Here is a 25693-nt window from a genome sequence, read left to right as displayed (position 1 = left end):
TGCGGCGATGGGTGGCGGCGCTGCGGCGGGGACACGCGGAGCCGGTTGCCACGCCGGAATATCGGGGGCTGCGGCCGGCGGAGCGCACAGCCCCCGAACAAGGAGACCCTAAGTCGGTCGCGCGGCGCCCGTCAGGTGATCTGAGCGGAACTTGAGGATCACGAAAGGGCCACGCGCCCCGCACCCGCCCCGCCGGGGCTGGCCGGGGCGGTGGGCGGTGGGGGAGGATGGCCGCTTCGTCGGCAGGCCCCCTCGGACTGCCGGAGCGAGACCCCGATCGGGAAGGTGTGGGATGCGGCTGCTCCTCGTCGAGGACGACGACCGGGTCGCGGCGGCGCTGGTCGCCGTCCTGAGCCGGCACGGCTTCCAGGTGCGGCACGCCCGCAGCGGCCACGAGGCGCTGGACGCGCTGGTGCCGGACGGCAGCGACCCGTACCGGGTGGTGCTGCTCGACCTCGGCCTGCCCGACCGGGACGGCTTCGAGGTGTGCAGCCGGATCAGGGCAGGCAGCGGGGTCCCGGTGATCATGGTGACCGCCCGGGCCGACATCCGCTCCCGGATCCACGGCCTCAACCTGGGCGCCGACGACTACATCACCAAGCCCTACGACATGGGCGAGCTGCTGGCCCGGATCCACGCGGTGGCCCGGCGCTTCCAGCCGGCGCCGCCGGCCGCCGCACCGGACGGCCCGGCGGCCCCGGCCGGGCCGGGATCGCTGGAGTCGTGGGGGATCAGCATCGACCGCGAGCGCCGCCGGGTCAGCGTGGACGGCCGCGAGGTCCCGCTCACTCGCAAGGAGTTCGACCTGCTCGCGCTGCTCGCGCAGAGCCCGGGCGTGGTCTACCGGCGTGAGCAGATCTTCAGCGAGGTCTGGCGCAGCGGCTGGGAGGGCAACGGCCGCACCCTTGAGGTGCACATCGGCTCGCTGCGCACCAAGCTCGCGCTGCCCGGGCTGGTCGAGGCGGTGCGCGGGGTCGGCTACCGGCTGATCCCGCAGTCGCCGATCCAGCATCCGCCGGTTGAGCGTCCTCCGGCCCAGCAGGCGCCGGCTCAGCAGGCGGGCGAGGGCATCGGCGGCGCGAGCCCGGACGGCGCGAACTAGGCATGCGCACCCGCCTGCTCGGCATCCTGCTGGCCCTGATGGTCTGCGTGCTGGCGGCCCTCGGGGTGCCGCTGGCCGCCGCCATGGCCGCCGCCGAGCAGAGCCGCACGGTGGTCGACCGGATGGACGACGTGGCCCGCTTCGCCCAGGAGCTGCCCACCCAGGGCCTGCCGGCGCGCGGCGCCGTCGGTTCCGACCCGGCCGTCCCGACCGACCCGAGCGCCATCCAGTTGCACGAGCTGCAACTGGAGGCCACCCGCTACCAGGAGCTCTACGGGGTGCGGATCGGCCTCTACCTGGCCGACGGCCGCCGGCTCGCGGTGGCCCCCGACAGCTGGCGGTTGCCGGCCAGCGGTTCCGGGGCGGAGGCCGTCCAGGAGGCCAGGGACGGCCGGCGCAGCCACAACCCGCCGCAGGTCTGGCCATGGACCCCCGGCCGTGACCTGACCATCGCCTCGCCCGTGGTCCGCGACGGTGACGTGGTGGCCCTGGTGGTCACCCAGTCGCCGACCGACGCGCTGCGCTCGCGGATCCTGCACCGCTGGCTGGTGCTGGCCGGGGGCGAGGCGGTGGCGATGATCGCGGCCGTGCTGCTCGCGATGCGGCTGACCGAGTGGGTGCTGCGCCCGGTGCGCACCCTGGACCGGGCTGCCCACGACATCGCCACCGGTCGGATGAACGCCCGGGTCGCGCCGGCCGGCGGGCCACCGGAGCTGCGCCGGATGGCCGACTCGTTCAACGACATGGCCGACCACGTGGTGCTGGCGCTCGACCAGCAGCGGGCCTTCGTCGCCGACGCCTCGCACCAGCTGCGCAACCCGCTGGCCGCGCTGCTGCTGCGGGTCGAGCTGCTCGGCCTGGAGCTGCCCGAGCGGCACGAGGCGGAGCTGTCCCAGGTCCGCGAGGAGGGGGTCAGGCTGGCCCGGGTGCTGGACGACCTGCTGGGACTGGCCACCGCCGAGGGCAGCAGGCCCGAGCCCGAGCCGGTGGACCTGACCGCGCTGGTGCTGGCCAGGGTGGACGCCTGGCAGCCACTGGCCGGCCGGAGCGGGGTGCGGCTGGCCTGCGGCACGCCGCCGCCGGCCCGTGGCTGGGTGGACCCGATCGGTTTCGGCAGCGCGCTGGACGCGGTGCTCGACAACGCGGTCAAGTTCAGCCCGGTCGACGGCACGGTGGCGGTCACGGTGCAGGTGCGCAAGCACGAGGTGGCCGTCACCGTGACGGATGCCGGGCCCGGGCTGACCGAGGAGGAGCTGGACCGGGTCGGCGACCGGTTCTGGCGCAGTGCGCGGCACCAGAACGTCGACGGCTCGGGCCTGGGCCTGTCCATCGCGCGCACCCTGCTGCTGGCCGGGGGCGGTTCGCTGGACTTCGCGGCGGCGGACCCGGGCGGCCTGGCCGTGACGCTCAGCGTGCCGCGCGAGCGCTGAGCCGGCCGGCTCGCGGCGCCGGACCGGTGCTACGGCTTGATGGAGCGGTAGTAGCGCTCGGCGCCCTCGTGCAGCGGCAGCGGATCGGTGTAGACGGCGGTCCGCAGATCCACCAGCTGCGCCGCGTGCACCTTCTCGCCCATCGGGTCCCGGTTGTCGATCACCGTCCTGGTGAGACCCTCGACCAGCCGCGGGTCCACGTCGTCGCGGGTGATCAGCAGATTGGGCACCGCCATGGTGAGGACGGCCTGGGTCTTGGGGTAGACCCCGGCGGGCAGTACGGCGGTGCGCCAGGCGTCGGTCTCGCTGTTCGCCTGGTGCAGTTTGTCGGTCAGGTCGCCCAGCGGCACGATCCGGATCGGGAACCTGGCCGCCAGGCTGGTCAGCGCGCTGGTGGGCAGCCCGCCGGACCAGAAGAAGGCGTCCAGTTTCCCGGTGGCCAGCTGGGTGCTGGCATCGCCGACCCCGAGCGGGGCCGGGTCGATGCCGTGGTCCGGGTCGACACCGGCCGCGGCGAGCACTTCGCGGGTCACCAGGTTCACCCCGGACTTGGGTTCGCCCACCCCGACCCGCTTGCCCTTCAGGTCGGCCACCGACTGCACCGGGGAGCCGGCCGGGACCACCAGCTGCAGGTAGTCGTCGTAGAGCCGGGCGATCGCCCGCAGGTCGCCCTTGCGGGGGTCGTCGAAGTCGGCCACCGAGTCGGCGGTGGCGATCGCGAAGGAGTCCTGCCCCCCGACGACCCGGTCCAGGTTGTCCACCGAGCCCTGGGTGGGGTCGAGCCGCAGTTCCACGCCGGGCATCTCGGTGTGCAGGTACGACTGCAGCAGGGTCCCGTACTGGGCGTAGACCCCCTCGGGCACCCCGGTCGCGAAGCCGCTGACGCCCTTGGGGTAGCCGGCCGGCCGGCCATCGGTCAGCCACCAGCCACCGAGTGCGCCCACCAGCAGCAGCAGGGCGGCCAGCAGCGGCCAGAGCCGGCGCCGGCCGGCCGCGCCGAGCCGGGTGGTGGTGGAGGTCATGCGGGGGATCCTGCCAGGCGAAGCCGCCGCGCGGGAGGGGCCGGCCGGGATCCTCGGCCGCGGCCCGGCTCCCGGGCCGCCTCCCGGCCCGGCTCTCCGGTGGGGGAAGCCGGGCAGGACCCGTCGGGCACCGGGCCCGCTGCCCTTACTCTTGCTGCTGTGGGTATGGGAGAGAGCTTGCGAACTTACAAGGTCGTCACGCACGGCTGTCAGATGAACGTCCACGACTCCGAGCGCCTGGCCGGGCTGCTGGAGGACGCCGGATACGTGAAGGCCGACCTGGGCGGTGATCCCGACCTGGTGGTCTTCAACACCTGCGCCGTCCGGGAGAACGCCGACAACAAGCTGTACGGCAACCTCGGCCAGCTGGCCCCGGCCAAGGCGGCCCGCAAGGACCTGCAGATCGCGGTGGGCGGCTGCCTGGCCCAGAAGGACCGCGACACCATCGTGCGCAAGGCGCCCTGGGTCGACGTGGTCTTCGGCACCCACAACATCGGCCACCTGCCCGCCCTGCTGGAGCGGGCCCGGGTGGAGCGCAAGGCCCAGGTGGAGATCCTGGAGTCGCTGGAGACCTTCCCCTCCACGCTGCCCACCCGCCGTGAGTCCGCCTACGCGGCCTGGGTCGCGATCTCGGTCGGCTGCAACAACACCTGCACCTTCTGCATCGTGCCGGCGCTGCGCGGCAAGGAGGAGGACCGCCGTCCCGGCGACGTGCTCGCCGAGGTGGAGGCGCTGGTCGGCGAGGGCGTCATCGAGGTGACCCTGCTCGGCCAGAACGTCAACGCCTACGGTTCGGACCTGGGCGACCGCGAGGCCTTCTCCAAGCTGCTGCGCGCCTGCGGCCAGATCGAGGGCCTGGAGCGGGTCCGGTTCACCTCCCCGCACCCGCGCGACTTCACCGACGACGTGATCGCGGCGATGGCCGAGACCCCGAACGTGATGCACCAGCTGCACATGCCGCTGCAGTCCGGCTCCGACACGGTGCTGCGCGCGATGAAGCGCTCGTACCGCCAGGAGCGGTTCCTCGGGATCATCAAGAAGGTGCGCGAGGCGATGCCGGACGCCGCGATCTCCACCGACATCATCGTCGGCTTCCCCGGCGAGAGCGACGAGGACTTCGAGCAGACCCTGCACACGGTCCGCGAGGCCCGTTTCACCAACGCCTTCACCTTCCAGTACTCCAAGCGCCCGGGCACCCCGGCCGCCGAGATGGAGCACCAGGTGCCCAAGGCCGTGGTCCAGGAGCGCTACGACCGGCTGATCGCCCTGCAGGAGGAGATCTCCTGGGCGGAGAACAAGAAGCAGGTCGGCCGCACGCTGGAGATCCTGGTCGCCGAGGGCGAGGGCAAGAAGGACAACAAGACCGACCGGCTCTCCGGCCGCGCGCCCGACAACCGCCTGGTGCACTTCGACAGGCCCGCCGAACCGGTGCGCCCGGGCGATGTGGTGACCGTCGAGATCACCTACGCCGCCCCGCACCACCTGCTCGCCGAGGGCCCGGCGCTGGCCGTGCGGCGCACCCGGGCCGGCGACGCCTGGGAGAAGCGCACCGCCGCCCCGGCCGCGGCCAAGCCGGCCGGGGTCATGCTCGGCCTGCCCGGTATCGGGGCGCCCGCGCCGCAGCCGGCCGCGACCGGTAGCGGCTGCGGCTGCGACTGAGCGCCAGGGGCAGCCGGTTAGAGTGATCACCATGCTGGTCGCCGCCGCCGTCTGCCCCTGCCCGCCGCTGCTGGTCCCCGAGGTCGCCTCGGGTGCCGCCGCCGAGCTGGAGGGGCTGCGAGCGGCCTGTGCCGAGGCGGTCGGCGAACTGCTGGCCGCCGGCCCCGAGCTGCTGGTGCTGGTCGGCGACGGGCCGCGGGCCGAGGTCTGGACCGAGGGCGGGGCCGGCTCGTTCCACCGCTACGGCGTCCCGCTCGGCGTGCGGCTGCCCTCCGGCGGGGTCGAGGGCCCCGAGCTCAGCCCCGCGCTCACGATCGGCGCCTGGCTGCTGGACCGGGCCGGCGCGGCGCTGCCCACCCACGCCTGCGCGGTGCCCGGCGACGCGTCGGCGGAGCGGATGCTCGGGCTCGGCCGGGGGCTGGCCCAGCTGGCCGACCGGGTCGGGCTGCTGGTGCTGGGCGACGGCAGCGCCCGACGCACCGTCAAGGCGCCCGGCTACCTGGACGACCGGGCCGAGGAGTACGACGCCGAGGTGGCCCGGGCGCTGGGGGCGGCGGACACGGCCGCGCTGGCCGCGCTGGACCCCGGGCTGAGCGGCGAGCTGCTGGCCGCGGGGCGGGCGCCGTGGCAGGTGCTGGCCGGTGCGGCTGAGGGGGCCGGGCTCGCCGGGCGGCTGCGGTACGCGCAGGCGCCGTACGGGGTCGGGTACTTCGTGGCCTCCTGGAGCTGAGCCGGAAGCATGGTGGGGCCGGAAGCACGGTGGGGCCGGAAACGTGGTGGGGCCGGACGGAGTCTCCGTCCGGCCCCACCACGGTCCTGATCAGCTCAGCCTCGATCAGCCCTGCCGGCCCGGCCGCTCGTCCGCCCCGCCGGTGGTCGGCTCCTCGCCCGGGTGGCCCTTCTCCGCGAAGTCGTCCACCGCGCCCTTGGCCTTCTCGGCACCGGTGGCGATCTTGTCGCTGTACTTCCCCTTGGTGGCCTTGTCGATCGCGCCGCCGGCCTTGTCGACCAGGTCGTCGATCTTCTCGTTGTGCTGACCGGCCAGCGCGCTGGCCCTGTCCTTGAGCTCCTCGGCCTTGCCCTTGAGGTTGTCCATCAGGCCCATGGCTTCGTCTCCTGTGTCAGGCCGCTCGGGTCGGCTCGGCGGAAGGGCGTCCTCGGCCGGCTCCACGCTCTGCGCGGCCGCCGCCAGCGCGGCGGCCAGCAGTTCGGCGACGTCCGGCGAGAGGATCGCCGGGACGTCCAGCAACGTCGCCGCAGCGCTCTCGTCCGCCGCACCGCCCTCGTCCACCGGCGCCGGTGACCCGCCCAGCTCGGCCTCGGGGGCCGTCCGGGCTGCCGGGACACCGGGCGGCGACTCCTGCTGCTCGCCCCCGGTCGTCCCCGGCGCCACCTGCTCCTGCGGATCCAGCACCGCGACCGAACCGCCGTCCGCGGCCGTCGGCACCTCGGCGATCCGACGACGGAACCAGCTGATAACACCCATATCTTCTCCCAACCTACGCGGTCTGCGGCGGACCCGGGGCCGGTTCTGTGGCGATCCGGTGCAGGGTGCCGCCCATCCGGGGAACGAGCGGGCCGGTGGCCGGTCACGTCCCCCGTTCGGGTAACGCGGCGCGCTTTGCGAGACTTGACGGTGTGAGCAGCTCTCCTTCCCGTATTCCGGCCCGTATTCCGGTGGTCTCGGTGGTCGGCGCGACCGCGGCCGGCAAGTCCGACCTGGCCGTCGCGCTGGCCCGCGTGCTGGGCGGCGAGGTGATCAACACCGACTCCATGCAGCTCTACCGGGGCATGGACATCGGCACCGCCAAGCTCACCGAGGCCGAGCGCGCCGGTGTCCCGCACCACCTGATGGACGTCTGGGAGGTCACCGAGACCGCCAGCGTCGCCGAGTACCAGCGGCTGGCCCGGGCCGAGATCGACCGGCTGCTGGCCGCCGGGCGCCCGCCGGTGCTGGTCGGCGGCTCCGGGCTGTACGTGCGCGCGGCGATCGACGAGATGGAGTTCCCGGGCACCGATCCGGTGGTGCGCGCCGAGCTGGAGGCCGAGTTGGCGGAGCGGGGGCCGGCCCCGCTGCACGAGCGGCTCGCCGCGCTCGACCCGGCCGCCGCGGCCGCCATCCTGGCGAGCAACGGGCGGCGGATCGTCCGGGCGCTGGAGGTGATCCGGCTGACCGGGCGTCCGTTCACCGCGAACCTGCCGAGCAACACCGCGGTCTACCCGGCGGTCCAGATCGGCGTCGCGGTGCCCCGCCCGGAGTTGGACGAGCGGATCGCCCTGCGGGTGGACCGGATGTGGCAGGCCGGGCTGCTGGACGAGGTCAGAGGGCTGGAGGCGCGTGGGTTGCGCGAGGGGCTGACGGCCAGTCGGGCGCTCGGTTACCAACAGGTGCTGGCGCACTTCGCGGGCGAGTGCTCCGAGGAGGAGGCGCGGGTCGAGACGGTGCGCGCCACCAAGCGGTTCGCGCGCCGTCAGGAGTCCTGGTTCCGCCGGGACGAGCGGATCCACTGGCTGGACCGGCCCACCGGAACGGACCCGGCGGACCTGCTGGAACGCTCGCTGGAACTGGTCGAGCGGGCGGGCTGAGCGGCGGGTTCCGGCCGGTCGCCCCATGGGTTCCGGCCATCTGCCGGTGCAGCTGCGCCCGCACCTGCAGGTGCACGGGGAAGCCGGGATCACAGCCGGATCACGTCATGGCCACGGATCACCCGGCGACCCGGGTAACGCGCTGTGAGCGCGCTGGGACATGCCATTATCGAGGCAAGAGGGACCGGTCGCGCGGGCCGGACCCATCCGTTCGCGAGTCCCGGCTCGTGTCGAACTGTCAGGGGAGGCCGCGTGTCCACGGGTCCCGGCCCCGAGACCGAGCAGTTCCCGCACCATGCCCTGGGTCTGCCCGGCGCGGCGCACCGCCTCGACGAGCCGGAGACCGGCCGCGGTGCGGTCACCGACCTGGCTGAGGAGGCGTTCGAGCTGCCGTCCGCCGATCTGCTGTCCCCGGGCCTGCTGCCGCCCGCCGGTCACCTGCCGCCCGCCGGTCTCCTCCCGCCCGCCGGTCTCCTGCCGCCGCCGCTGTCCACCGACGAGCTGCTGCTGGCCGCCGACCCGGAGGGGCCGCCCGCCCCGCCCACCGACCTGGGCGTGCTCGAGCGCGAGATCCGCCCGCGCCGCCGGCTGCGCTGGTGGCAGCTGCTGCCGATCGTGCTGATCGGTGTGATCGGCTCCCTGATGTTCGCCTTCCCGCTCGCCTTCGGCTCCGGCGACGGCGGCTCGATGGTCGCCATGCTCGGCCTGCTGCTCACCGCGGCCTCGATGGGCTGGGGCGCGATGGCCGCCCGCCGTGCGGGCTACGCCTGGCCCGGCCTGCCGCGCCGCGGCTCGGGCCGCCGGGCCGCTTGGCAGGCGATCGCCGGCTACACCCTGGTCGCCGGCGCGGTCCTGGCGCTGGCGGTCTGGCGGGTAGTCCAGCTGCGCGGCTGATCGGCTGATCACCGCCGACGCGCGGTCAGTACTATCGCAGCGTGAGCGCACCCACCCCGCAGGGCCTGTCCTTCCTCAAGGGCCACGGCACCGAGAACGACTTCGTCATCCTCCCCGACCCGGACGGCCGGCTGCGGCTGGGCCCGGCCGAGGTGGCCCGGCTCTGCGACCGCCGGGCCGGGATCGGCGGCGACGGCCTGCTGCGGGTGGTCCGCGCGGCCCGCGACGAGGCCTCGGCAGCCATGGCCGACGAGGCCGAATGGTTCATGGACTACCGCAACTCCGACGGCAGCATCGCCGAGATGTGCGGCAACGGCGTGCGGGTCTTCGCCCGCTACCTGGTGCACGCCGGGCTGGCCGCACCCGGCCCGCTCGTGATCGCCACCCGCGCCGGGCTGCGGCAGGTGCGCATCGCCGAGGACGGCCCGGACGGCACACCCGGCGCGATCACCGTCGACATGGGCCGGGCGCTGCTGCCGGGTCCCGAGGGCATCGAGGTGGCGGTGGGGGAGCGGCGCTGGCCGGCCCGCAACGTCAGCATGGGCAACCCGCACGCGGTGGCCTTCGTGGCCGACTTGGCCCAGGCCGGGAACCTCTACCAGGCGCCCGGGGTCAGCCCGGCCGGGGTCTACCCGCAGGGCGTCAACGTCGAGTTCGTGGTGGACCGGGGCGAGCGTCACGTCGCGATGCGGGTGCACGAGCGCGGCTCCGGCGAGACCCGCTCCTGCGGCACCGGCGCCTGCGCGGTGGCGGTCGCCGCGGCCCGGCGGGACGGGCTGGACCCGGCGGTCATCGGGGCGCCGGTCAGCTACACGGTGGACGTGCCCGGTGGGCGGCTGGTGATCACCGAGCACCCCGACGGGCGGGTCGAGATGACCGGTCCCGCGGTGATCGTGGCCGAGGGCGTGATCGAACCAGGCTGGCTCTGAGGCGTCGTCACGGGCGGTGGAGCGGCATCCTTTCCCCGTTCCGTGCGACGCCGAATCCGCCCGTTCGGGTGATCCGGCTGACAGAGCGGAAGCAGGGCCTCGCGGAACGTGGTCTGCTCGGTAGCATGGACCACCGGGGCGGCGACCGCTCCGGTGCTCGCTGCCGGAGGTTGCCATGACCGTCGAGACCGGCCGGCCGACCGGCCAGGCCCTGTCAAGTGGGACATCTGAGGCTCCGTCAACCGTGCCGCGCCCGCCCGAGGTGCTGCCCGCCGGGCCGCCCGCGGCCGGGCCGGCGTCACCCGAGCCGCCGTCACCCGGTCGGCGGCTGCTGGGGCGGGCCGTGCTCGGCCGGGCGGGTCGGGCCGCGCTGCTGGCCACCGGGCGCGCCCCGGTGCCGGACGCGATCGAGCCGCTGGTGCAGGCGCACCGCCGCCACCATCCGCAGGCCGACCTCGCGCTGCTCAGCCGCGCCTACCGGACGGCCGAGGTCAGCCACCGGGGGCAGAAGCGCAAGAGCGGCGAGCCGTACATCACCCACCCGCTCGCCGTCACCATGATCCTGGCCCAGCTCGGCGCCGAGACCACCACCCTGGTCGCCTCGCTGCTGCACGACACGGTCGAGGACACCGAGGTGACGCTCGATCAGGTCGCCGCCGCCTACGGTGCCGAGGTCGCCTACCTGGTGGACGGCGTGACCAAGCTGGAGAAGGTGGACTTCGGCGCGGCCGCGGAGGCGGAAACGTTCCGCAAGATGCTGGTCGCCACCGGGGACGACGTGCGGGTGATGGTGATCAAGCTCGCCGACCGGCTGCACAACATGCGCACCATCCGGCACATGAAGCCCGCCAGCCGGATCCGGATCGCCAAGGTGACCAGGGACGTGCTGATCCCGCTGGCCGAGCGCCTCGGCATCCAGGTGGTCAAGACGGAGCTGGAGGACATCGTCTTCGCCACCCTGCACCCCGAGGAGTACGCCAGGACCAGGGCCCTGATCGCCGCCCGGGAGGCCGCCCAGGACGAGCTGCTCAGCCCGTTCGCGGCGGCGCTGCGCCGGCAGCTGGCCGAGACCGGGGTGGCGGCCGAGGTGACCGTGCGGCCCCGGCACTGCGTCTCGGTGCACCGGGCGCTGCTGCGCCGCGGCCCGGGCGCCCGCCCGCACCCGGTGGACCTGGCCCGGCTGCTGGTGGTGGTCGAGGAGACCGCCGACTGCTACGCCGTCCTCGGTGAGCTGCACACCTGCTGGACCCCGCTGCCAGGCGAGTTCAAGGACTTCGTGGCCGCTCCCAAGTTCAACCTCTACCAGTCGCTGCACACCGCGGTCGCGGTGGACGGCGCGCCGGTCGAGGTGCTGGTCCGCACCCCCCGGATGCACCGGATCGCCGAGTTCGGCGTGGTCGCACTCGGCAGCCCCCAGCCGGCCGACCAGCAGCCCGGCGCCGAGGCGGCCGGGCGCGACGAACTGGACGGCACCGACCCGGCCAGGCCCGGCTGGCTCAGCCGGCTGCTGGAGTGGCAGCAGGACACCCCCGACCCGGACGCCTTCTGGTCCACCCTGACCGCCGACCTCTCCGACGACGGGGAGATCACCGCGGTCACCGAGGAGGGCGCCACCCTCGTGCTGCCGGTCGGGGCCAGCTGCGTCGACGCCGCCTACCAGCTCGGCGAGGGGATCGGCCACCGCTGTATCGGCGCCCGGGTGAACGGGCGACTGGTCGCGCTGGCCACCCCGCTGGCGGACGGCGACATGGTGGGCATCCTGACCGAGCCGGGTTCGGGGCCCGGCGGGCCCGAGCCCACCGGGCCGAGCCCCCAGTGGCTGGAGTTCGCACACACGCCGGGCGCGCGGATCGCGATCGAGCGCTGGCTGGCCGAGCACCCGGGGCCGGCGCCGGCCGCGCCCACCGGCCCGGTCGCGGCCGCCCCGCCGGCGGCGTCACCGGCGGCCGCCGCCTCACCCGGGGCGCACCGGCAGGGCGGGCGCGCGCTGCCGCCCCGCGCGCCCGGCGGCCGCGGGCGGCTGGTGATCGCTCCCGGCCACCCGGGTGCGACCGTGCGGCTGGCCCGCTGCTGCACCCCGGTGCCGCCGGACCGGGTGACCGGGTTCCAGATCCGCGGCGGGTCGATCGCGGTGCACCGCGCCGACTGCCCCACCGGCGAGCGGATGCGCGGCGCGGGGCGCGGCCCGGTGCAACTGGACTGGGCGCCGGAGGCCGGCGCGGCCGCCGCCGCGGTCCCGGCCACCTTCCGGGTCACCCTGCAGGCCGAGGCGCTGAACCGCCCGGGGCTGCTGGCCGACCTGACCGCCGCGATGTCGGCCACCGGGCTCGACATCGTCTCCGCCGTGGTCGAACCACCGCAGGAGCTGCGGGTCCGGCACACCTACACGGTGGAGCTGCCCGGGGCGGACACCCTCCCGGTGGTGATGCGCGCGATGCTGCGGGTCTCCGGGGTCTACGACGTCCGCCGCCCCGGTCTGGAGGCCCCGCGCCCGCCCCGGCTGCGCCAGCCCGCCCGCGGGGTCGGAAACACGGGTGACCCGGCCCCCTCGCCCGTGCGACCATCGAAGGGAATGCGGGACTCCTCCACCGTGTTGGAAGCGGTGGAGGGGCGGCCCGAAACGCCCTGATCCGGCGCCCTCGTCGAGGGTCCGGATCCACTGCCTGCCGAGACCTAAGGACACGATGACCTCCACGTTCGAAGACCGCGACTTTTCCAGCGAGACCGCCGGCCGCAGCGCTCGCCGTCCCGCTGACCTCCGGGCCGAGGCCCTGATGGACGAGGACCTCGCGGCGATCGACGAGGACCTCGGTCAGAACTACGACGGCGACCAGTACGACCGCAGCGAGCGTGCCGCGCTCCGCCGGGTCGCGGGTCTGTCCACCGAGCTCGAAGACGTCACCGAGGTCGAGTACCGCCAGCTGCGCCTGGAGCGCGTGGTGCTGGTGGGCGTCTGGACCGACGGGACGGTCGAGGAGGCGGAGAACTCGCTCGCCGAGCTCGCCGCGCTCGCCGAGACCGCCGGTTCCGAGGTGCTCGACGGCGTGATCCAGCGCCGCGACAAGCCGGACGCCGCCACCTACATCGGCTCCGGCAAGGCCAAGGAGCTGCGCGACATCGTCGCCGCCACCGGCGCCGACACCGTGGTCTGCGACGGTGAGCTGACCCCTGGTCAGCTGATCCACCTCGAAGACGTGGTGAAGGTCAAGGTGGTCGACCGGACCGCGCTGATCCTGGACATCTTCGCCCAGCACGCCAAGTCCAGGGAGGGCAAGGCCCAGGTCTCGCTGGCGCAGATGCAGTACATGCTGCCGCGCCTGCGCGGCTGGGGTCAGTCGCTCTCCCGGCAGATGGGTGGCGGTGGCTCCGGCTCCTCCGGCGGCGGGATGGCCACCCGTGGTCCCGGTGAGACCAAGATCGAGACCGACCGGCGCCGGATCCGCGAGAAGATGGCGAAGCTCCGCAGGGAGATCGTCGACATGAAGAAGGGCCGGGACACCAAGCGCCAGGAGCGCAAGCGGCACCAGGTCCCCTCGGTGGCGATCGCCGGCTACACCAACGCCGGCAAGTCCTCGCTGCTCAACCGGCTCACCGGCGCCGGCGTCCTGGTGGAGAACTCGCTGTTCGCCACCCTGGACCCGACCGTCCGGCGGGCCACCACTCCGGGCGGGCGGCTGTACACGCTGGCCGACACCGTCGGCTTCGTCCGGCACCTGCCGCACCACCTGGTCGAGGCGTTCCGCTCGACCATGGAGGAGGTCGCCGACGCCGACCTGATCCTGCACGTGGTGGACGGCTCGCACCCCGAGCCGGAGACCCAGCTCGCGGCCGTCCGCGAGGTGATCGTCTCGGTCGACGCGCAGCACGTGCCGGAGATCGTGGTGATCAACAAGGCCGACGCCGCCGATCCGCACGTGCTGCAGCGCCTGCTGCGCCGCGAGCCGCACGCCATCGTCGTCTCGGCCCGCTCCGGGCAGGGCATCGACGAGCTGCTCCAGCTGATCGACCAGGAGCTGCCGCGGCCGGCCGTCGAGGTGCAGGCGCTGGTTCCCTACACCCGGGGTGACCTGGTCTCCCGGGTGCACGCCGAGGGCGAGCTGCTGGAGACCGAGCACACCGGTGAGGGCACGCTGCTGCGGGCCAAGGTGGCCGCGGAGCTGGCCGCCGAGCTCGAGCGGTACGCGGTGGCCGTGCGGAGCTGAGCCGAGCGGCCCGGGTTGACCCTGGGCGAGCGCGAGCGCGACCGCAAGTGAGCCAGGACGAAGGGCCCCGGAGTGATCCGGGGCCCTTCGCGCTGCCCGCCGCGTGCGATCCGCCGGGCACGCGGCATGCGGGCACTCAGGGCAGTTCGGTCATGGCGGTGAACATCTGCCGTGCCTGATCGTCCAGTTGCGGCCCGGCCACCCAGCTGGCCGGGCTGGGGCCGATCGAGGTGTTGCTGACCAACGCCGGCCTGCCGTCGGGGCCGGTGGCCAGCCAGCCGCCGCCACTGGCGCCGGCGGTCATGGTGCAGCCGATGGTCAGCATGGCGGGGCGGGTCGGATCGTAGGAGAGCCGGCCGGGGCCGCCGCCGGCGCAGGAGTCCAGCTGCTGGCCGTCGAAGGGCTGCAGGGCCGGGAACCCGTAGGCCGTGACCGCGCCGATCCGCTCGCGCGGGGCGTCGAACCAGATCGGCACCGAGCCGCCCACCGCCTCCTCCAGCGAGGTGCCCGGCAGGTCGGGGTCGGTGACCCGGATGATCCCCGAGTCGTACTGGCTGACCGCGCCGCCCGCCGCGTCGCTGCCCTCCGCCATCCACTGCGGGGCGACCATGGCGTGGTCCGCCCACCAGCGGCCCAGCGGGGCGACCTGGGCGAGGGTGGCCGAGCGGCCGCCACCGGCCGCACCGGCGCTGTTGTAGTCCGGCACGAAGGCGATGTTCTTCAGCCAGTCGCCGCCCTTGCCGCCGTGCAGGCAGTGCCCGGCGGTCCACACCAGGTTGCTCTTGCCGGGGTGCGCCGGATCGCTCACCACGGTGCCCGAGCAGGTGTAGGTCCCCTGCGGGCTCTTGGCGAGCAGCCTGCCGAAGACCGCGAGATCGGCCGGGTAGGGGTGCGGGACCGGCCGCGCCGGGACGGGCCCGGGCAGCGGGTCGCTGCCGGTCCGCGCCGGGGCGGGCACGGCGGACGGCGAGGGGGCGGCGGCGGCCGTGCCGGGCGCCGCGGGCGCCTTCATCGCGGCGGGGGACCAGAGGTCGCGGGCGATCTCGTTGTGCAGCAGGTGCTGCTGCGCCCAGCGGGACCAGTCGGCGCTGCTCCAGCCGCGCAGATCGGGCAGACCAGGCAGTGCGCGCGGATCGCCGCCCCGCCCGGCACCCGAGCCGCACCCGGCGGTGAGCGCCAGGGCGGCGGCCAGCGCCGCGGCGATCGGGAGCCGGACGGCGGTGGCGCGCGGGGTGCGGGCGGGGCGGCCGGTCATCAGCCCTTCTTGCTGATGTAGTCCAGCGCGCTCTGCGCCACGTCGTCCAGGTACGGGCCGGCCAGCCAGCCGCTCTCCTCCGGGCCGATCGAGGTGTTGCTGACCAGCGCGGGCTTGCCGTTCCTGAGCGCGAACCAGCCGCCGCCGCTGGAGCCGGCGGTCATGCCGCAGCCGATCACGTCCATCGCCGGGCGCGAGGTGTCGAAGGAGAGCCGGGTGGCCTGGCCCCCGTCGCAGTGCTCCATCTCCATGCCGTCGAACGGCGGCGCGGCCGGGTAGCCGACCGCGTTGATCTTCAGCTGGTCGCGCGGGGCGTTGAACCAGACCGGGACCGAGCCGCCGACCGTCTCCTCCAGCGACTTCCCGCTGCCGTCCTGGCTCTGCACCCGGATGATCGCGAAGTCGTACTGGCTGGCCGGGCCGCCGGTCTCGCCGCCCTCCGCGTACCACTGCGGCGAGGAGATCCCGGCGGTGGCGTCCCAGACGCCGAACGGCGCGAACTGGCCCTGATTGTCGACCTGCTTGCCGCCGCTGACCGCGCCGGAGCTGTTGAAGGCCGGGACGAACGCGATGTTGCTGTACTGCTGCCCGCTCTTGCCACTGGTCAGGCAGTGCCCGGCGGTCCAGATCAGGTTGCTCTTGCCCGGGTGCTGCGGGTCGGAGATCACGGTGGCCGAGCAGACCGCGTGCTTGCCGGGAGCGACGTCGAAGAAGACCTTGCCGTCCACCGCGTTCTGCGCGTACGGGTGGGCTATCGCCTGGGCCGGGAGCGGGGCGGGCAGCGGGTCGGTGCCGCCGTCGGTGGGCTGCTGCGGCTGGACGACCGGGTCGCTGGGCTTGGCCTGGAGCATCTTCTGCAGGTTCCAGAAGCCCTTGACCGCCTGCGGGATCGCGTGCTGCTTGGCCCAGTTGTCCCAGTCCGAGAACTTCCACTTCTTCAGGTCGTTCAGACTGGGCAGGCCACCGGGCAGCCCGCTGGGCAGCGCCAGCCCGTTCGACGGAGCGGGTGCCGCCGAAGTGGGGCTCGGTGCGGGCGGGGCCGCCTGCCGGGTGGCGCTCGACCCGCAGCCCGCGGTGGCGAGCAGGGTCAGGGCGGCCGCGGCGCCGACGGCCGCGGAGCGTCGGCGTCCTGCGCTGTTCATCGGTGACATCTGTTCAGTTCCCCCATGTCGAGTTATCGCGACGGCGCCCGCACGCGCCTGTCGGGCAGGTGGGAGTCTGCCATGCGGCCGGCACGGGTGGTTCGGGTGCCCCGGTCGCGCCTGGTGATGACCGGTCACCGATGCGCGAGGGACGTCGCACCCGCCGATCCGGACGGCGATTTCCGGCCGTCGGCCCCACCGGCCGTGATTCCCGGGCGACTTGCTCGTTGCACCGAGTGGATGTCCCCCGCCGGGGTGCACGCGCGTCGGCGGCGCCCTCTCGACGCGCACCGAGGAGCAGCCTTGAGCACCGCCCTGACCGGAGCCCCGGCCACCGTCCCCCGCCAGCTGGACCAGTGGGCCGAGTCCGATCCGCTGCTGCACCAGGATCCCGCGGTGGCGGCCGAGCAGGCGGGCATGGAGGCACTGCTGCGCTGCTGGTGCCGGGAGACCGGGGCCCGACCGGGGGAGGACGGCGTGCTGCGGATCCCGGTGCTGGACGGCGCGGCCCGGCTGCTGGCGGCCGTGCGCTACTGGTCGCCGTGCGGCTGGCACCGGTTCGGGCCGGCCGTGCTGGCCCCCGGGCAGGCGGACGACGGCGCCGCGCTGGACCCGGTGACCGCCGCCGCCCTGCTGGCGAGGTCGGTCGGCGCCGATCCGGCTCCCGAGCAGATCGCCGACCTGGCCGGAAGGGTGGCCGACTCGGTGCGGCGGACCGCTGACGTGCTGCGCCACCGTCGCCGGCACCTGGGGCCGGTGCCCGACTCGGCCTTCCTGCGGGCCGAGCAGTCGCTGCTGCTCGGCCACCCGCTGCAGCCCGATCCGAAGAGTCGCGACGGCCTGGGGCCGGCCCAGAGCACGGCCTACTCGCCCGAACTGCGCGGCTCCTTCGCACTGCACTGGTACGCCGTTGACCGCGACCTGCTCGCCAGCGGCTCCGCGCTGTCGGCCGGGTCCGAGCGGCTGACCGCCGAGCAGTTGACCGCCGAACTGCTCGGCGCCCCGGGCCTGCTGCCGCCGAACACCGCCGCACTGCCGCTGCACCCCTGGCAGGCCCAGGAGTTGGAGCGCCGCCCGCTGGTGGCCCGGCTGCTCGCCGAGGGCGCGCTGCACGACCTCGGCCGGCACGGCGCCCCCTGGTACCCGACCTCCTCGGTGCGCACCGTCTGCCGCCCCGGCACGCCGTGGATGCTGAAGCTCTCGCTGGGCCTGCGGATCACCAACTCCCGCCGGGAGAACCTGCGCAAGGAACTGCACCGGGGCCTGGAGGTGCACCGGCTGCTGGAGGCGGGCCTGGGCGCCCAGTGGCGGGCCGCGCACCCCGGCTTCGACATCGTGCGCGACCCGGCCTGGATCGGGGTGGACCTGCCCGGTGTCGGCGAGCAGTCCGCCGGCGGTCTGGACACCGTGCTGCGGCAGCAGCCCTTCGCCGACACCGACCGGGCGATCTGCGTGGCCGGGCTGGTCGCCGAGCGCCCGCTCGGCGAGCCGGCCCACAAGGTGCCCTCCGAACTCGGCGACCTGCTGCGTTCGCTGGCCCGCCGCAGCGGCCGCCCGCTGCCGACGGTGGCCGCCGAGTGGTTCCTGCGCTACCTGGACGCGGTGGTGCTCCCGGTGCTCTGGCTGGACGGGCAGGCCGGCATCGCCCTGGAGGCGCACCAGCAGAACAGCCTGGTCCTGCTGGACGCCGCCGGCTGGCCCGCCGGCGGCCGGTTCCGCGACAACCAGGGCTACTACTTCCGCGCCTCGCACGCCGAGCGGCTCACGGCCCGGCTGCCGGGGCTGGGCCGCGACAGCGACACCTTCGTCGAGGACGCGGTGGCCGACGAGCGCTTCGCCTACTACCTGGGGATCAACCACCTGCTCGGCCTGATCGGCGCCTTCGGCTCGCAGCGGCTGGCCGACGAGCGGGTGCTGCTGGCGGCGCTGCGCCGGTTCCTGGCCGGCCCCGCCGCCAGGGCCACCGGCTCCACACTGCCCGACCACCTGCTGGCCGCCCCCAGTCTGCGCTGCAAGGCCAACCTGCTCACCCGGCTGCACGGACTGGACGAACTCGTCGGCCCGGTGGCGACGCAGTCCGTCTACGTCACCATCCCCAATCCGGTGGCGGCCGGATGACCGCGCTGACCACCCCGGCCGGACAGTTCCGGCTGCGGCTCGTGCGGCCCGAGGACCTGCCGCTGATCACCGAGTGGATGAACGACCCGGCGGTGGACGCCTTCTGGGAGCTGGCCGGACCGCCCTCGGTCACCGAGCGGCACGTGCGCGCCCAACTGGACGGGGACGGCCGCAGCGTGCCCCAGCTGGGCCTGCTGAACGGCGAGCCGATCAGCTACTGGGAGGTCTACCGGGTCGAGCAGGACCGGCTGGCCGCGTACTACCCGGTCGAGCCGGGCGACATCGGGCTGCACCTGCTGCTGGGGCCGGCGCGCAGCCGGGGTAGGGGCCTGGGCGCGGTGCTGCTCGCCGCGATGGCCGAGCACCTGCTGCGGACCAGCCCGCGGGTGGTCGCCGAGCCCGATGTGCGCAACACCCCGTCGGTGCGGGCCTTCGCACGGGCCGGTTTCACCAGCACCGGCGAGATCGAGCTGCCCGAGAAGCGCGCGGCGCTGATGATGCGTGAGAGGAGCACCTGATGGAGGCTCAGCCGATGGAGGAGGAGCTCGACCTGCTGGGCGTCGGCATCGGCCCGTTCAACCTCTCGCTGGCCGCGCTCGCCGACCGGGTGCCCGGACTGCGCGCGCTCTTCTGCGAGCGACGGCCCGAGTTCCGCTGGCACCCCGGGATGCTGGTGGACGGGGCCAGGATGCAGGTGCCGTTCCTGGCCGACCTGGTCTCGTTGGTCGACCCGACCAACCCCTGGTCCTTCCTCAACTACCTGCGCGAGCACGAGCGGCTCTTCCCGTTCTACTTCGCCGAGCGCTTCCAGCTGCCGCGCCGCGAGTACGACCACTACTGCCGCTGGGCGGCCGAGGCGCTGCCCGACTGCCGCTTCGGCACCGAGGTGACGGCGGTGCGCTGGGCGGACGGCCGCTTCCGGGCCACCCTGGCGACCGGCGCGGGCACCCGCGAGGTCTCGGCCCGCAACCTGGTGCTCGGGGTCGGCACCGAGCCGGTGCGGCCGCAGGCCTTCGCCGCGCTCGACGGGCGGCCGGAGGTCTTCCACTCCGGGCAGTACCTGGAGCGCCGGGGCGCGCTCGCCGGTGCCCGGGACATCACCGTGGTCGGCTCGGGGCAGTCGGGTGCCGAGGTCTTCCTGGACCTGCTGCGCTCGCGGGCCGGGGACGGCACCCGGCTGCGCTGGCTCACCCGGACCAGGGCGCTGGCCCCGATGGAGTACTCCAAGCTGGGCCTGGAGCACTTCACCCCGGACTACACGCGCTACTTCCACGCGCTGCCCGCCCCGGTCCGCGACCGGCTGGTGGCCGAGCAGTGGCAATTGCACAAGGCGGCCAGCGCCGAGACCCTGGCCGAGATCCACGACCTGCTCTACGAGCGGACCATCGGGCGCCCGATCGGGTCCGCGGACGCCGAGATCCTGCCCGGTACCGAGGTGGCCGAGGCGCTGCCCGGGCCGTGCGGCGGACTGGAACTGCGCTGCCTGCACCGGGACTCCGGGCTCGCCCGGGTGCTGCGCAGCGACGCCGTGGTGCTGGCCACCGGCTACCGGGCCGGGCGCCCGGCGGCCCTCGAGCCGCTGGCCGAGCTGATCGACTGGGACGAGCGGGGCCGGTTCCGGGTCGACCTGGACCACCGGGTGGCCACCCGCGAAGAGCTGACCGGCGGTCTGTACGTGCAGAACGCCGAGCTGCACACGCACGGCGTCGGCACCCCCGATCTCGGGCTCGGCGCCCACCGCGCGGCGGTGATCCTCAACGCGGTCACCGGCCGCGCGGTGCACCGGCTGCCCACCCGGACCGCCTGGACCAGCTTCGCCCCGGCCGCCCCGCCCGCCCTGCCCGCCCAGGGCGGTGCCTTCCCCGAGGAGTGGAACCGTGCCCCGTCCGCCCGCCGCTGACCCGTCGATCCAGCCGACGCCCCAGCCGCCCCAGCCCGAGTCGCCCCAGCCCGAGTCAGCCCAGCCCCCGTCAGCCCAGCCCCAGTCAACCCGGCCCCCGCTCCCGTCACTGCCCCAGCAGGGCGCCCGGCCGCAGGCCGAGCGCTCGGCCGCACCCGTGGCCGAGCACGCGGCCGCACCCGTGGCCGAGCCGGTGACGCGGCAGCTGACCCGCCCGCGCTGGCAGGCGGCCTGCCGCGCGCTGCTGGCCAAGCTGCTGGCGGAGTTCAGCTACGAGGAGCTGCTGCACCCCGAGCCGGTGCCGGACGGCTACCGGCTCGCGCTGCCCGAGGGACCCGAGTACCGCTTCACCGCCCGGCGCGGGGCGTACGGCAGCTGGCAGGTCGACCCGGGGTCGATCCGGGCCGACGGGCAGCCGGCCGCGGACCCGTTCGCCTTCGTGCTGGCGGCCCGCGGGTTACTCGGGCTCTCCGGCGACACCAGCGGCCACCTGGTCCGCGAGCTGACCGCCACCCTGCTCGCCGACGTGCGGCTGGCGGCCGGCGCGCTGAGCGCGGCCGAGCTGGCCGACCTGGACCACACCGCGCTGGAGGGCCACCAGAGCGGCCACCCGTGGCTGGTGCTCAACAAGGGCCGGCTCGGCTTCTCCGCCACCGACGCCGCCGCCTGGACCCCCGAGGCCCGCACACCGGCGCGGCTGAACTGGCTCGCCGTGCACCGGGACCTGGCCGAGTACCGCGGCACCGGCGCGCTGGCCGAGGCCGAGGTGCTCCACCGGGCCGAGCTGGACGCCGAGGTGCTGGCCGGCTACCGGCGGCGCCTGGCGGACCAGGGCCTGGACCCGGCCGCCTACCTGCTGCTGCCGGTGCACCCCTGGCAGTGGGACGAGACCGTGCTGCCGCTCTTCGCCCCCTGGGTCGCCGAGGGGCGGATCGTGCTGCTGCCCCCCGACGGCGACCTGCGGTTGCCGCAGCAGTCGATCCGCTCCTTCTTCAACGTGACCAGCCCGCACCGGCACACGGTCAAGCTGCCGCTCTCGGTGCTCAACACGCTGGTCTGGCGCGGCCTGCCGACCGAGCGCACGCTGGCCGCCCCGGCCGTCACCGCGTGGATCCACGGGCTGCGCGACCGCGACCCGTTCCTGCGCGAGGAGTGCCGGGTGGTGCTGCTCGGCGAGGTCGCCTCGGTCACCGTCGAGCACCCCTACTACGCGCGGCTGCCGGAGGCGCCCTACCAGTACAAGGAGCTGCTCGGCGCGATCTGGCGCGAGCCGCTCGGCGCGTACCTCGCGCCGGGGGAGCGCGGGCGCACGCTGGCCGCGCTGCTGCAGACCGGGGCGGACGGGCGGTCGCTGGCCGAGGAGCTGATCGCCCGCTCGGGGCTCACCGCCCGTGCCTGGGCGGCCCGGCTCCTCGGCGTGATGCTGCCGCCGCTGTTGCACTTCCTCTACCGCTACGGCACGGTCTTCTCCCCGCACGGCGAGAACGCGATCCTGCTCTTCGACAGTGCCGACGTCCCGGTGCGGCTGGCGGTCAAGGACTTCGTCGACGACGTGAACCTCAGTGACCAGGACCTGCCCGAGCTGCGCGAGCTGCCGCCCGCCGTGGCGCGGGTGCTGCTGCGGGAGCCGCCGGCGGGCCTGTGCCAGTTCCTGCACGCGGGCCTCTTCATCGGCGTCTACCGCTACCTCGCGCCGCTGCTGGAGCGGCGGGCCGGGCTGCCGGAGGCGGAGTTCTGGGGCTTGCTGCGGGCCGAGGTCCTGGCGTACCAGGAGCGCTTCCCCGAGCTGGCCGAGCGGTTCGCGCTCTTCGACCTGCTCACGCCGACGATCGACCGGCTCTGCCTGAACCGCAACCGCCTGCTGCTGGACGGCTATCGGGACCGCGCCGAGCGCCCGCACGCGGCGGTGCACGGGCAGGTGCCGAACCCGCTGGCGGCGGCCCCGCGAGCCGGGGAAGCGCCGGAGCACCCCGGTCCGCGCGAGGGCTTTGTCAGTGGGGCCCCGTAGGGTGGAACGGCCATGACGAACGACTCCGCACCCCAGCCGCCCGCCGAGGGATCGAACGCCCCGGGCCCGGGCCCCGTACCGACCGGCCGCATCCCCGAGCTCCTGCACGCCGCGGTCGCCGCGGTCGGCGGAGTCGAACGGCCCGGCCAGATCCAGATGGCCGAGGCCGTGGCCGACGCCGTCGACGGCGCCGAGCACCTGCTGGTGCAGGCCGGCACCGGCACCGGCAAGTCACTCGCCTACCTGGTCCCCGCGCTCGCGCACGGGGACCGGGTGGTGGTGGCCACCGCCACCCTGGCGCTGCAACGCCAGTTGGTGGAGCGGGACCTGCCCCGCACGGTGGAGGCGCTGCACCCGATCCTGCGCCGCCGCCCGCTCTTCGCGATGCTCAAGGGCCGCTCCAACTACCTGTGCCTGCACCGGGCCAGGGAGGGCACCCCGAGCGAGGAGGGCGAGGGGCTCTTCGACCCGGTCGAGGCGCTCGGCGGTCCCAGCGGCAAGCTCGGCCAGGACGTCCTGCGGCTGCGCGACTGGGCGGACGAGACCGAGACCGGCGACCGCGACGACATGAGCCCCGGGGTATCCGACAAGGCCTGGGCCCAACTCTCCGTCAGCTCCCGGGAGTGCCTGGGCGCCACCCGCTGCGCGTACGGCCAGGAGTGCTTCGCGGAGCAGGCCAGGGAGCGGGCCAAGCTCGCCGACGTGGTGGTCACCAACCACGCGCTGCTGGCGATCGACGCGATCGAGGGCGCCCCGGTGCTGCCCGAGCACGAGCTGCTGATCATCGACGAGGCGCACGAGCTGGTGAACCGGGTGACCGGTGCGGCCACCGCCGAACTGACCGTCGGCGCGGTCAACCGGGCCGTCAAGCGGGCCGCCCGGCTCGCCAACGAGAAGGCGGTGGACGCGCTGCAGGCCGCCGCCGAGAGCTACCACGGCCTGATGGAGACCGCCCAGCCCGGCAAGGTCGACGAGCTGCCCGAGTACCTCGGCTACGCGGTCGCCGCGATCCGGGACGCCAGCCGCCTGGTGATCACCTCGCTCGGCGAGACCAGGGACAAGGGCCTGAGCGACGAGGACGCGGTGCGCAAGCAGGCGATGGCCGCCGCCGAGACGCTGCACGACACCACCGAGCGGCTGCTCTCCGAGTCGCCGTACGACGTGGTCTGGATCGAGCGCAACGACCGCTACGGCCTGGTTCCGGCCTCGCTGCGGGTGGCGCCGATGAGCGTCTCCGGCCTGCTGCGGGAGAACCTCTACAAGGAACGCTCGGTGGTGCTCACCTCGGCCACCCTCAAGCTCGGCGGTGACTTCAACGGGGTGGCCGCCTCGGTCGGCCTGCCCGGTGAGGGCCGGCTGCCGGACCTGCGCGGCGGCGCCGAGCCGGAGCGGGCCGAGGGCGAGGACGCCCCGCCGTACTGGCGCGGGCTGGACGTCGGCTCGCCGTTCTCCTACCCCAAGCAGGGCATCCTCTACGTCGCCAAGCACCTGCCGCCGCCGGGCCGGGAGCCGGACCGGCCGCAGATGCTGGACGAGCTGGCCGAGCTGATCGGCGCGGCCGGCGGGCGCACGCTGGGCCTCTTCTCCTCGATGCGGGCCGCCCAGAACGCCGCCGAGCAGCTGCGTGAGCGGCTCGACTTCCCGATCCTGCTGCAGGGCGAGGACACCCTGGGCGAGCTGATCCGGGCCTTCGCGAGCGATCCGGAGAGCTGCCTCTTCGGCACCCTCTCGCTCTGGCAGGGGGTGGACGTGCCGGGCTCCGCCTGCCAGCTGGTGGTGATGGACCGGATCCCGTTCCCGCGCCCGGACGACCCGCTGATGAGCGCGCGGCAGAAGGCCGTCGAGGAGGCCGGCGGGAACGGCTTCATGGCGGTGGCGGCCACGCACGCCGCGCTGCTGATGGCGCAGGGCGCGGGCCGGCTGGTCCGGGCGGCGGAGGACCGCGGCGTGGTCGCGGTGCTCGATCCGCGACTGGCCACCGCCCGGTACGGCGGCTTCTTCCGCGCCTCGATGCCGGACTTCTGGTACACCACCGACCGCAACCAGGTGCGGCGCTCGCTGGCGGCGATCGCGGCCGCCGCGCCGCCGCCGCGCCCCGTCGCCAAGCGCGGCTGAGCACGCCTGGAGCACGGCTGAGCCCCTGCCGATCGGCAGGGGCTCAGCCGTGCTCCAGGCTGCCTCCGCAGCCCGCCGCGGCCTGCCAGCGGGCTGCGGAGGCAGCCTGTCAGTGGGCCGTCCCTCAGAGGCGGCGCAGCACCGCCACCACCTTGCCCAGGATGGTCGCGTTGTCGCCGGGGATGGGCTCGTAGGCGGGGTTGTGCGGCATCAGCCAGATCCGGCCGTCCTCGCGCTTGAGGCGCTTCACGGTGGCCTCGCCGTCGATCATCGCGGCCACGATGTCGCCGTTCTCGGCAACCGGCTGGCGGCGCACGGTGACCCAGTCACCGTCGCAGATCGCGGCCTCGATCATCGAGTCGCCGCGCACGGTGAGCGCGAACAGCTCGCCCTCGCCGACCAGTTGACGGGGCAGCGGGAAGACGTCCTCCACCGTCTGCTCGGCCAGGATCGGGCCGCCGGCGGCGATCCGCCCGACCAGCGGCACGTAGGAGGTGGACGGGCGCCCGGCGGCCTCGGCGGTGTTGGGCCGGGTCACCTCGACGCCGCGCACCTCGTAGGCCCGCGGCCGGTGCGGGTCGCGGCGCAGGAAGCCCTTGCGCTCCAGGGCCATCAGCTGGTGGGCCACCGAGGAGGTGGAGGAGAGGCCGACGGCCTGGCCGATCTCCCGCATGCTCGGCGGGTAGCCGCGCCGCTGCACCGAATCCCTGATCACGTCGATCACCCGGCGCTGGCGCTCGGTCAGCCCGGCCTCGTCGGTGCGGATCCCGGGGGGGCGGCCGGGCAGTGAGCGGGCCTGGCCGTTCGGCAAGCCGAGCGGCACGTCCTGCACCGAGGCGTGCTCGACCAGCTGGTCGGGGAGGAAGCCCGGCGCGGTGCCGGGGCGCTCGTTGTCGCTGCGATCCATGCTCTGGTCCATGCTCTGGTGGTCCGCGGTGGTCCGACCCGCGAGGTGCGGGGCGCGCTCCTGCCCCGGGATACCGCGGCCGTCGGCCACGGTGTTCGGGAGGTTCTGGATTGCGGTGGAACTGCTGCTGGTGGTCTGTACGGTGCTCACGGCGGCCCCTCTCGTCGGGCGTTCTCCCTTGCCTGCCCAGCCCAACGGCAGCACCTATCGAAAGGTTGCGCCAAACACACGTTCGAGTGAATTATCAGGGAGTCGGCTGACTTGATCAAGGCATTCGGTGTATGTCGATTAAATGTTCGATCAGATCGATTCTAAAGGGCGCGGCGGGCCCGGGTGGGGTGCGGGGGCGAGGTGGCCGACAGTCGGCCGGAATCCGCCCCTGCGCCGTCCGGGTGAGCCTGTCCGGCGGCCCCCGGCAACTGAC

19 protein-coding genes are annotated in these 25693 nt (G+C 74.5%); 14 read left to right on the top strand and 5 right to left on the bottom strand.

Going from position 1 to position 25693, the window contains the following annotated elements; all coding sequences use genetic code 11:
- Nucleotides 1-292 precede the first annotated feature (292 nt).
- Both OG455_RS13435 and OG455_RS13430 read left to right on the top strand, forming a co-directional pair.
- On the top strand, nucleotides 293-1102 hold the full coding sequence (locus OG455_RS13435; protein ID WP_266293398.1) for a response regulator transcription factor: 810 nt from the start codon (nucleotides 293-295) through the stop codon (nucleotides 1100-1102).
- 2 nt (nucleotides 1103-1104) lie between these two features.
- On the top strand, nucleotides 1105-2532 hold the full coding sequence (locus OG455_RS13430) for a HAMP domain-containing sensor histidine kinase (RefSeq protein WP_266293396.1): 1428 nt from the start codon (nucleotides 1105-1107) through the stop codon (nucleotides 2530-2532).
- 29 nt (nucleotides 2533-2561) lie between these two features.
- Here OG455_RS13430 and OG455_RS13425 read toward each other — a convergent pair whose 3' ends face one another.
- The gene (locus tag OG455_RS13425; protein WP_266293394.1) at nucleotides 2562-3554 is read right to left on the bottom strand and encodes a TAXI family TRAP transporter solute-binding subunit; all 993 of its coding nucleotides are present in this window, start codon (nucleotides 3552-3554) and stop codon (nucleotides 2562-2564) included.
- Between the two features lie 165 nt (nucleotides 3555-3719).
- Here OG455_RS13425 and miaB point away from each other — a divergent pair, with 165 nt between their 5' ends.
- Together miaB and OG455_RS13415 are read left to right on the top strand one after the other, a co-directional pair.
- Nucleotides 3720-5213, top strand: a complete 1494-nt coding sequence (gene miaB, locus OG455_RS13420; RefSeq protein WP_266300762.1) for a tRNA (N6-isopentenyl adenosine(37)-C2)-methylthiotransferase MiaB — start codon at nucleotides 3720-3722, stop codon at nucleotides 5211-5213.
- Between the two features lie 31 nt (nucleotides 5214-5244).
- Complete coding sequence (locus tag OG455_RS13415; protein ID WP_266293392.1) at nucleotides 5245-5943, top strand: class III extradiol dioxygenase subunit B-like domain-containing protein; 699 nt, start codon at nucleotides 5245-5247, stop codon at nucleotides 5941-5943.
- Nucleotides 5944-6048: 105 nt separating this feature from the next.
- On the opposite strand, the gene OG455_RS13410 is transcribed toward OG455_RS13415, so the two are convergent.
- Complete coding sequence (locus OG455_RS13410; protein ID WP_266293390.1) at nucleotides 6049-6699, bottom strand: antitoxin; 651 nt, start codon at nucleotides 6697-6699, stop codon at nucleotides 6049-6051.
- 152 nt (nucleotides 6700-6851) lie between these two features.
- On the opposite strand from OG455_RS13410, the gene miaA reads away from it, so the two are divergent.
- The 5 genes from miaA to hflX all read left to right on the top strand — a co-directional run bounded on the left by miaA (nucleotide 6852) and on the right by hflX (nucleotide 13824).
- Nucleotides 6852-7799 (top strand): tRNA (adenosine(37)-N6)-dimethylallyltransferase MiaA, encoded by a 948-nt coding sequence (miaA, locus tag OG455_RS13405; protein WP_266293388.1) that lies wholly within the window; start codon nucleotides 6852-6854, stop codon nucleotides 7797-7799.
- 252 nt (nucleotides 7800-8051) lie between these two features.
- The gene (locus tag OG455_RS13400; RefSeq protein WP_266293387.1) at nucleotides 8052-8693 is read left to right on the top strand and encodes a hypothetical protein; all 642 of its coding nucleotides are present in this window, start codon (nucleotides 8052-8054) and stop codon (nucleotides 8691-8693) included.
- Between the two features lie 41 nt (nucleotides 8694-8734).
- Nucleotides 8735-9622, top strand: coding sequence for a diaminopimelate epimerase (gene dapF / locus OG455_RS13395; RefSeq protein WP_266293386.1), 888 nt, complete (start codon nucleotides 8735-8737; stop codon nucleotides 9620-9622).
- Nucleotides 9623-9797: 175 nt separating this feature from the next.
- Nucleotides 9798-12251, top strand: coding sequence for a bifunctional (p)ppGpp synthetase/guanosine-3',5'-bis(diphosphate) 3'-pyrophosphohydrolase (locus OG455_RS13390; protein WP_266293384.1), 2454 nt, complete (start codon nucleotides 9798-9800; stop codon nucleotides 12249-12251).
- A gap of 145 nt (nucleotides 12252-12396) precedes the next feature.
- Nucleotides 12397-13824: a GTPase HflX gene (gene hflX / locus OG455_RS13385; protein WP_266300761.1), complete on the top strand. Its 1428-nt coding sequence runs from the start codon at nucleotides 12397-12399 to the stop codon at nucleotides 13822-13824.
- A 136-nt stretch (nucleotides 13825-13960) separates the two neighbouring features.
- Here hflX and OG455_RS13380 read toward each other — a convergent pair whose 3' ends face one another.
- Complete coding sequence (locus OG455_RS13380) at nucleotides 13961-15079, bottom strand: serine protease (protein WP_266293382.1); 1119 nt, start codon at nucleotides 15077-15079, stop codon at nucleotides 13961-13963.
- A complete protein-coding gene (locus OG455_RS13375; RefSeq protein WP_266293381.1) occupies nucleotides 15079-16221 on the bottom strand; it encodes a serine protease in 1143 nt (380 codons plus the stop codon). The genes OG455_RS13380 and OG455_RS13375 overlap by 1 nt, the downstream gene beginning before the upstream one ends.
- 303 nt (nucleotides 16222-16524) lie before the next feature.
- Here OG455_RS13375 and OG455_RS13370 point away from each other — a divergent pair, with 303 nt between their 5' ends.
- From OG455_RS13370 to OG455_RS13350, 5 genes are all read left to right on the top strand, one after another.
- Nucleotides 16525-18339 carry an IucA/IucC family protein gene (locus tag OG455_RS13370; protein WP_323185495.1) on the top strand — a complete coding sequence of 605 codons (1815 nt, stop codon included), beginning with the start codon at nucleotides 16525-16527 and terminating at the stop codon, nucleotides 18337-18339.
- The gene (locus tag OG455_RS13365; protein ID WP_266300760.1) at nucleotides 18231-18857 is read left to right on the top strand and encodes a GNAT family N-acetyltransferase; all 627 of its coding nucleotides are present in this window, start codon (nucleotides 18231-18233) and stop codon (nucleotides 18855-18857) included. Before OG455_RS13370 ends, OG455_RS13365 begins: the two co-directional genes overlap by 109 nt.
- On the top strand, nucleotides 18857-20239 hold the full coding sequence (locus OG455_RS13360) for a lysine N(6)-hydroxylase/L-ornithine N(5)-oxygenase family protein (protein WP_266293378.1): 1383 nt from the start codon (nucleotides 18857-18859) through the stop codon (nucleotides 20237-20239). The genes OG455_RS13365 and OG455_RS13360 overlap by 1 nt, the downstream gene beginning before the upstream one ends.
- 181 nt (nucleotides 20240-20420) lie before the next feature.
- Entirely contained in the window at nucleotides 20421-22247 is a 1827-nt protein-coding gene (locus tag OG455_RS13355; protein WP_266300759.1) for an IucA/IucC family siderophore biosynthesis protein, read from the top strand.
- Between the two features lie 12 nt (nucleotides 22248-22259).
- Nucleotides 22260-24362, top strand: a complete 2103-nt coding sequence (locus tag OG455_RS13350; protein ID WP_266293376.1) for an ATP-dependent DNA helicase — start codon at nucleotides 22260-22262, stop codon at nucleotides 24360-24362.
- Nucleotides 24363-24486: 124 nt separating this feature from the next.
- On the opposite strand, the gene lexA is transcribed toward OG455_RS13350, so the two are convergent.
- The gene (gene lexA, locus OG455_RS13345; RefSeq protein ID WP_266300758.1) at nucleotides 24487-25212 is read right to left on the bottom strand and encodes a transcriptional repressor LexA; all 726 of its coding nucleotides are present in this window, start codon (nucleotides 25210-25212) and stop codon (nucleotides 24487-24489) included.
- Between the last annotated feature and the right edge of the window lie 481 nt (nucleotides 25213-25693).

The organism is Kitasatospora sp. NBC_01287 (assembly GCF_026340565.1).
Taxonomy (GTDB): domain Bacteria; phylum Actinomycetota; class Actinomycetes; order Streptomycetales; family Streptomycetaceae; genus Kitasatospora.
This window is presented reverse-complemented; position numbering and strand designations above follow the sequence as displayed.

Excerpts from the sequence above, each read along its gene's own strand:
- OG455_RS13410 (WP_266293390.1), bottom strand. The coding sequence starts at position 6,699 with ATGGGTGTTATCAGCTGGTTCCGTCGTCGGATCGCCGAGGTGCCGACG.
- hflX (WP_266300761.1), top strand. The coding sequence starts at position 12,397 with ATGGACGAGGACCTCGCGGCGATCGACGAGGACCTCGGTCAGAACTAC.
- miaB (WP_266300762.1), top strand. The coding sequence starts at position 3,720 with ATGGGAGAGAGCTTGCGAACTTACAAGGTCGTCACGCACGGCTGTCAG.
- OG455_RS13360 (WP_266293378.1), top strand. The coding sequence starts at position 18,857 with ATGGAGGCTCAGCCGATGGAGGAGGAGCTCGACCTGCTGGGCGTCGGC.
- OG455_RS13415 (WP_266293392.1), top strand. The coding sequence starts at position 5,245 with ATGCTGGTCGCCGCCGCCGTCTGCCCCTGCCCGCCGCTGCTGGTCCCC.
- OG455_RS13430 (WP_266293396.1), top strand. The coding sequence starts at position 1,105 with ATGCGCACCCGCCTGCTCGGCATCCTGCTGGCCCTGATGGTCTGCGTG.
- OG455_RS13375 (WP_266293381.1), bottom strand. The coding sequence starts at position 16,221 with ATGAACAGCGCAGGACGCCGACGCTCCGCGGCCGTCGGCGCCGCGGCC.
- OG455_RS13435 (WP_266293398.1), top strand. The coding sequence starts at position 293 with ATGCGGCTGCTCCTCGTCGAGGACGACGACCGGGTCGCGGCGGCGCTG.
- OG455_RS13380 (WP_266293382.1), bottom strand. The coding sequence starts at position 15,079 with ATGACCGGCCGCCCCGCCCGCACCCCGCGCGCCACCGCCGTCCGGCTC.
- OG455_RS13350 (WP_266293376.1), top strand. The coding sequence starts at position 22,260 with ATGACGAACGACTCCGCACCCCAGCCGCCCGCCGAGGGATCGAACGCC.
- OG455_RS13425 (WP_266293394.1), bottom strand. The coding sequence starts at position 3,554 with ATGACCTCCACCACCACCCGGCTCGGCGCGGCCGGCCGGCGCCGGCTC.
- OG455_RS13390 (WP_266293384.1), top strand. The coding sequence starts at position 9,798 with ATGACCGTCGAGACCGGCCGGCCGACCGGCCAGGCCCTGTCAAGTGGG.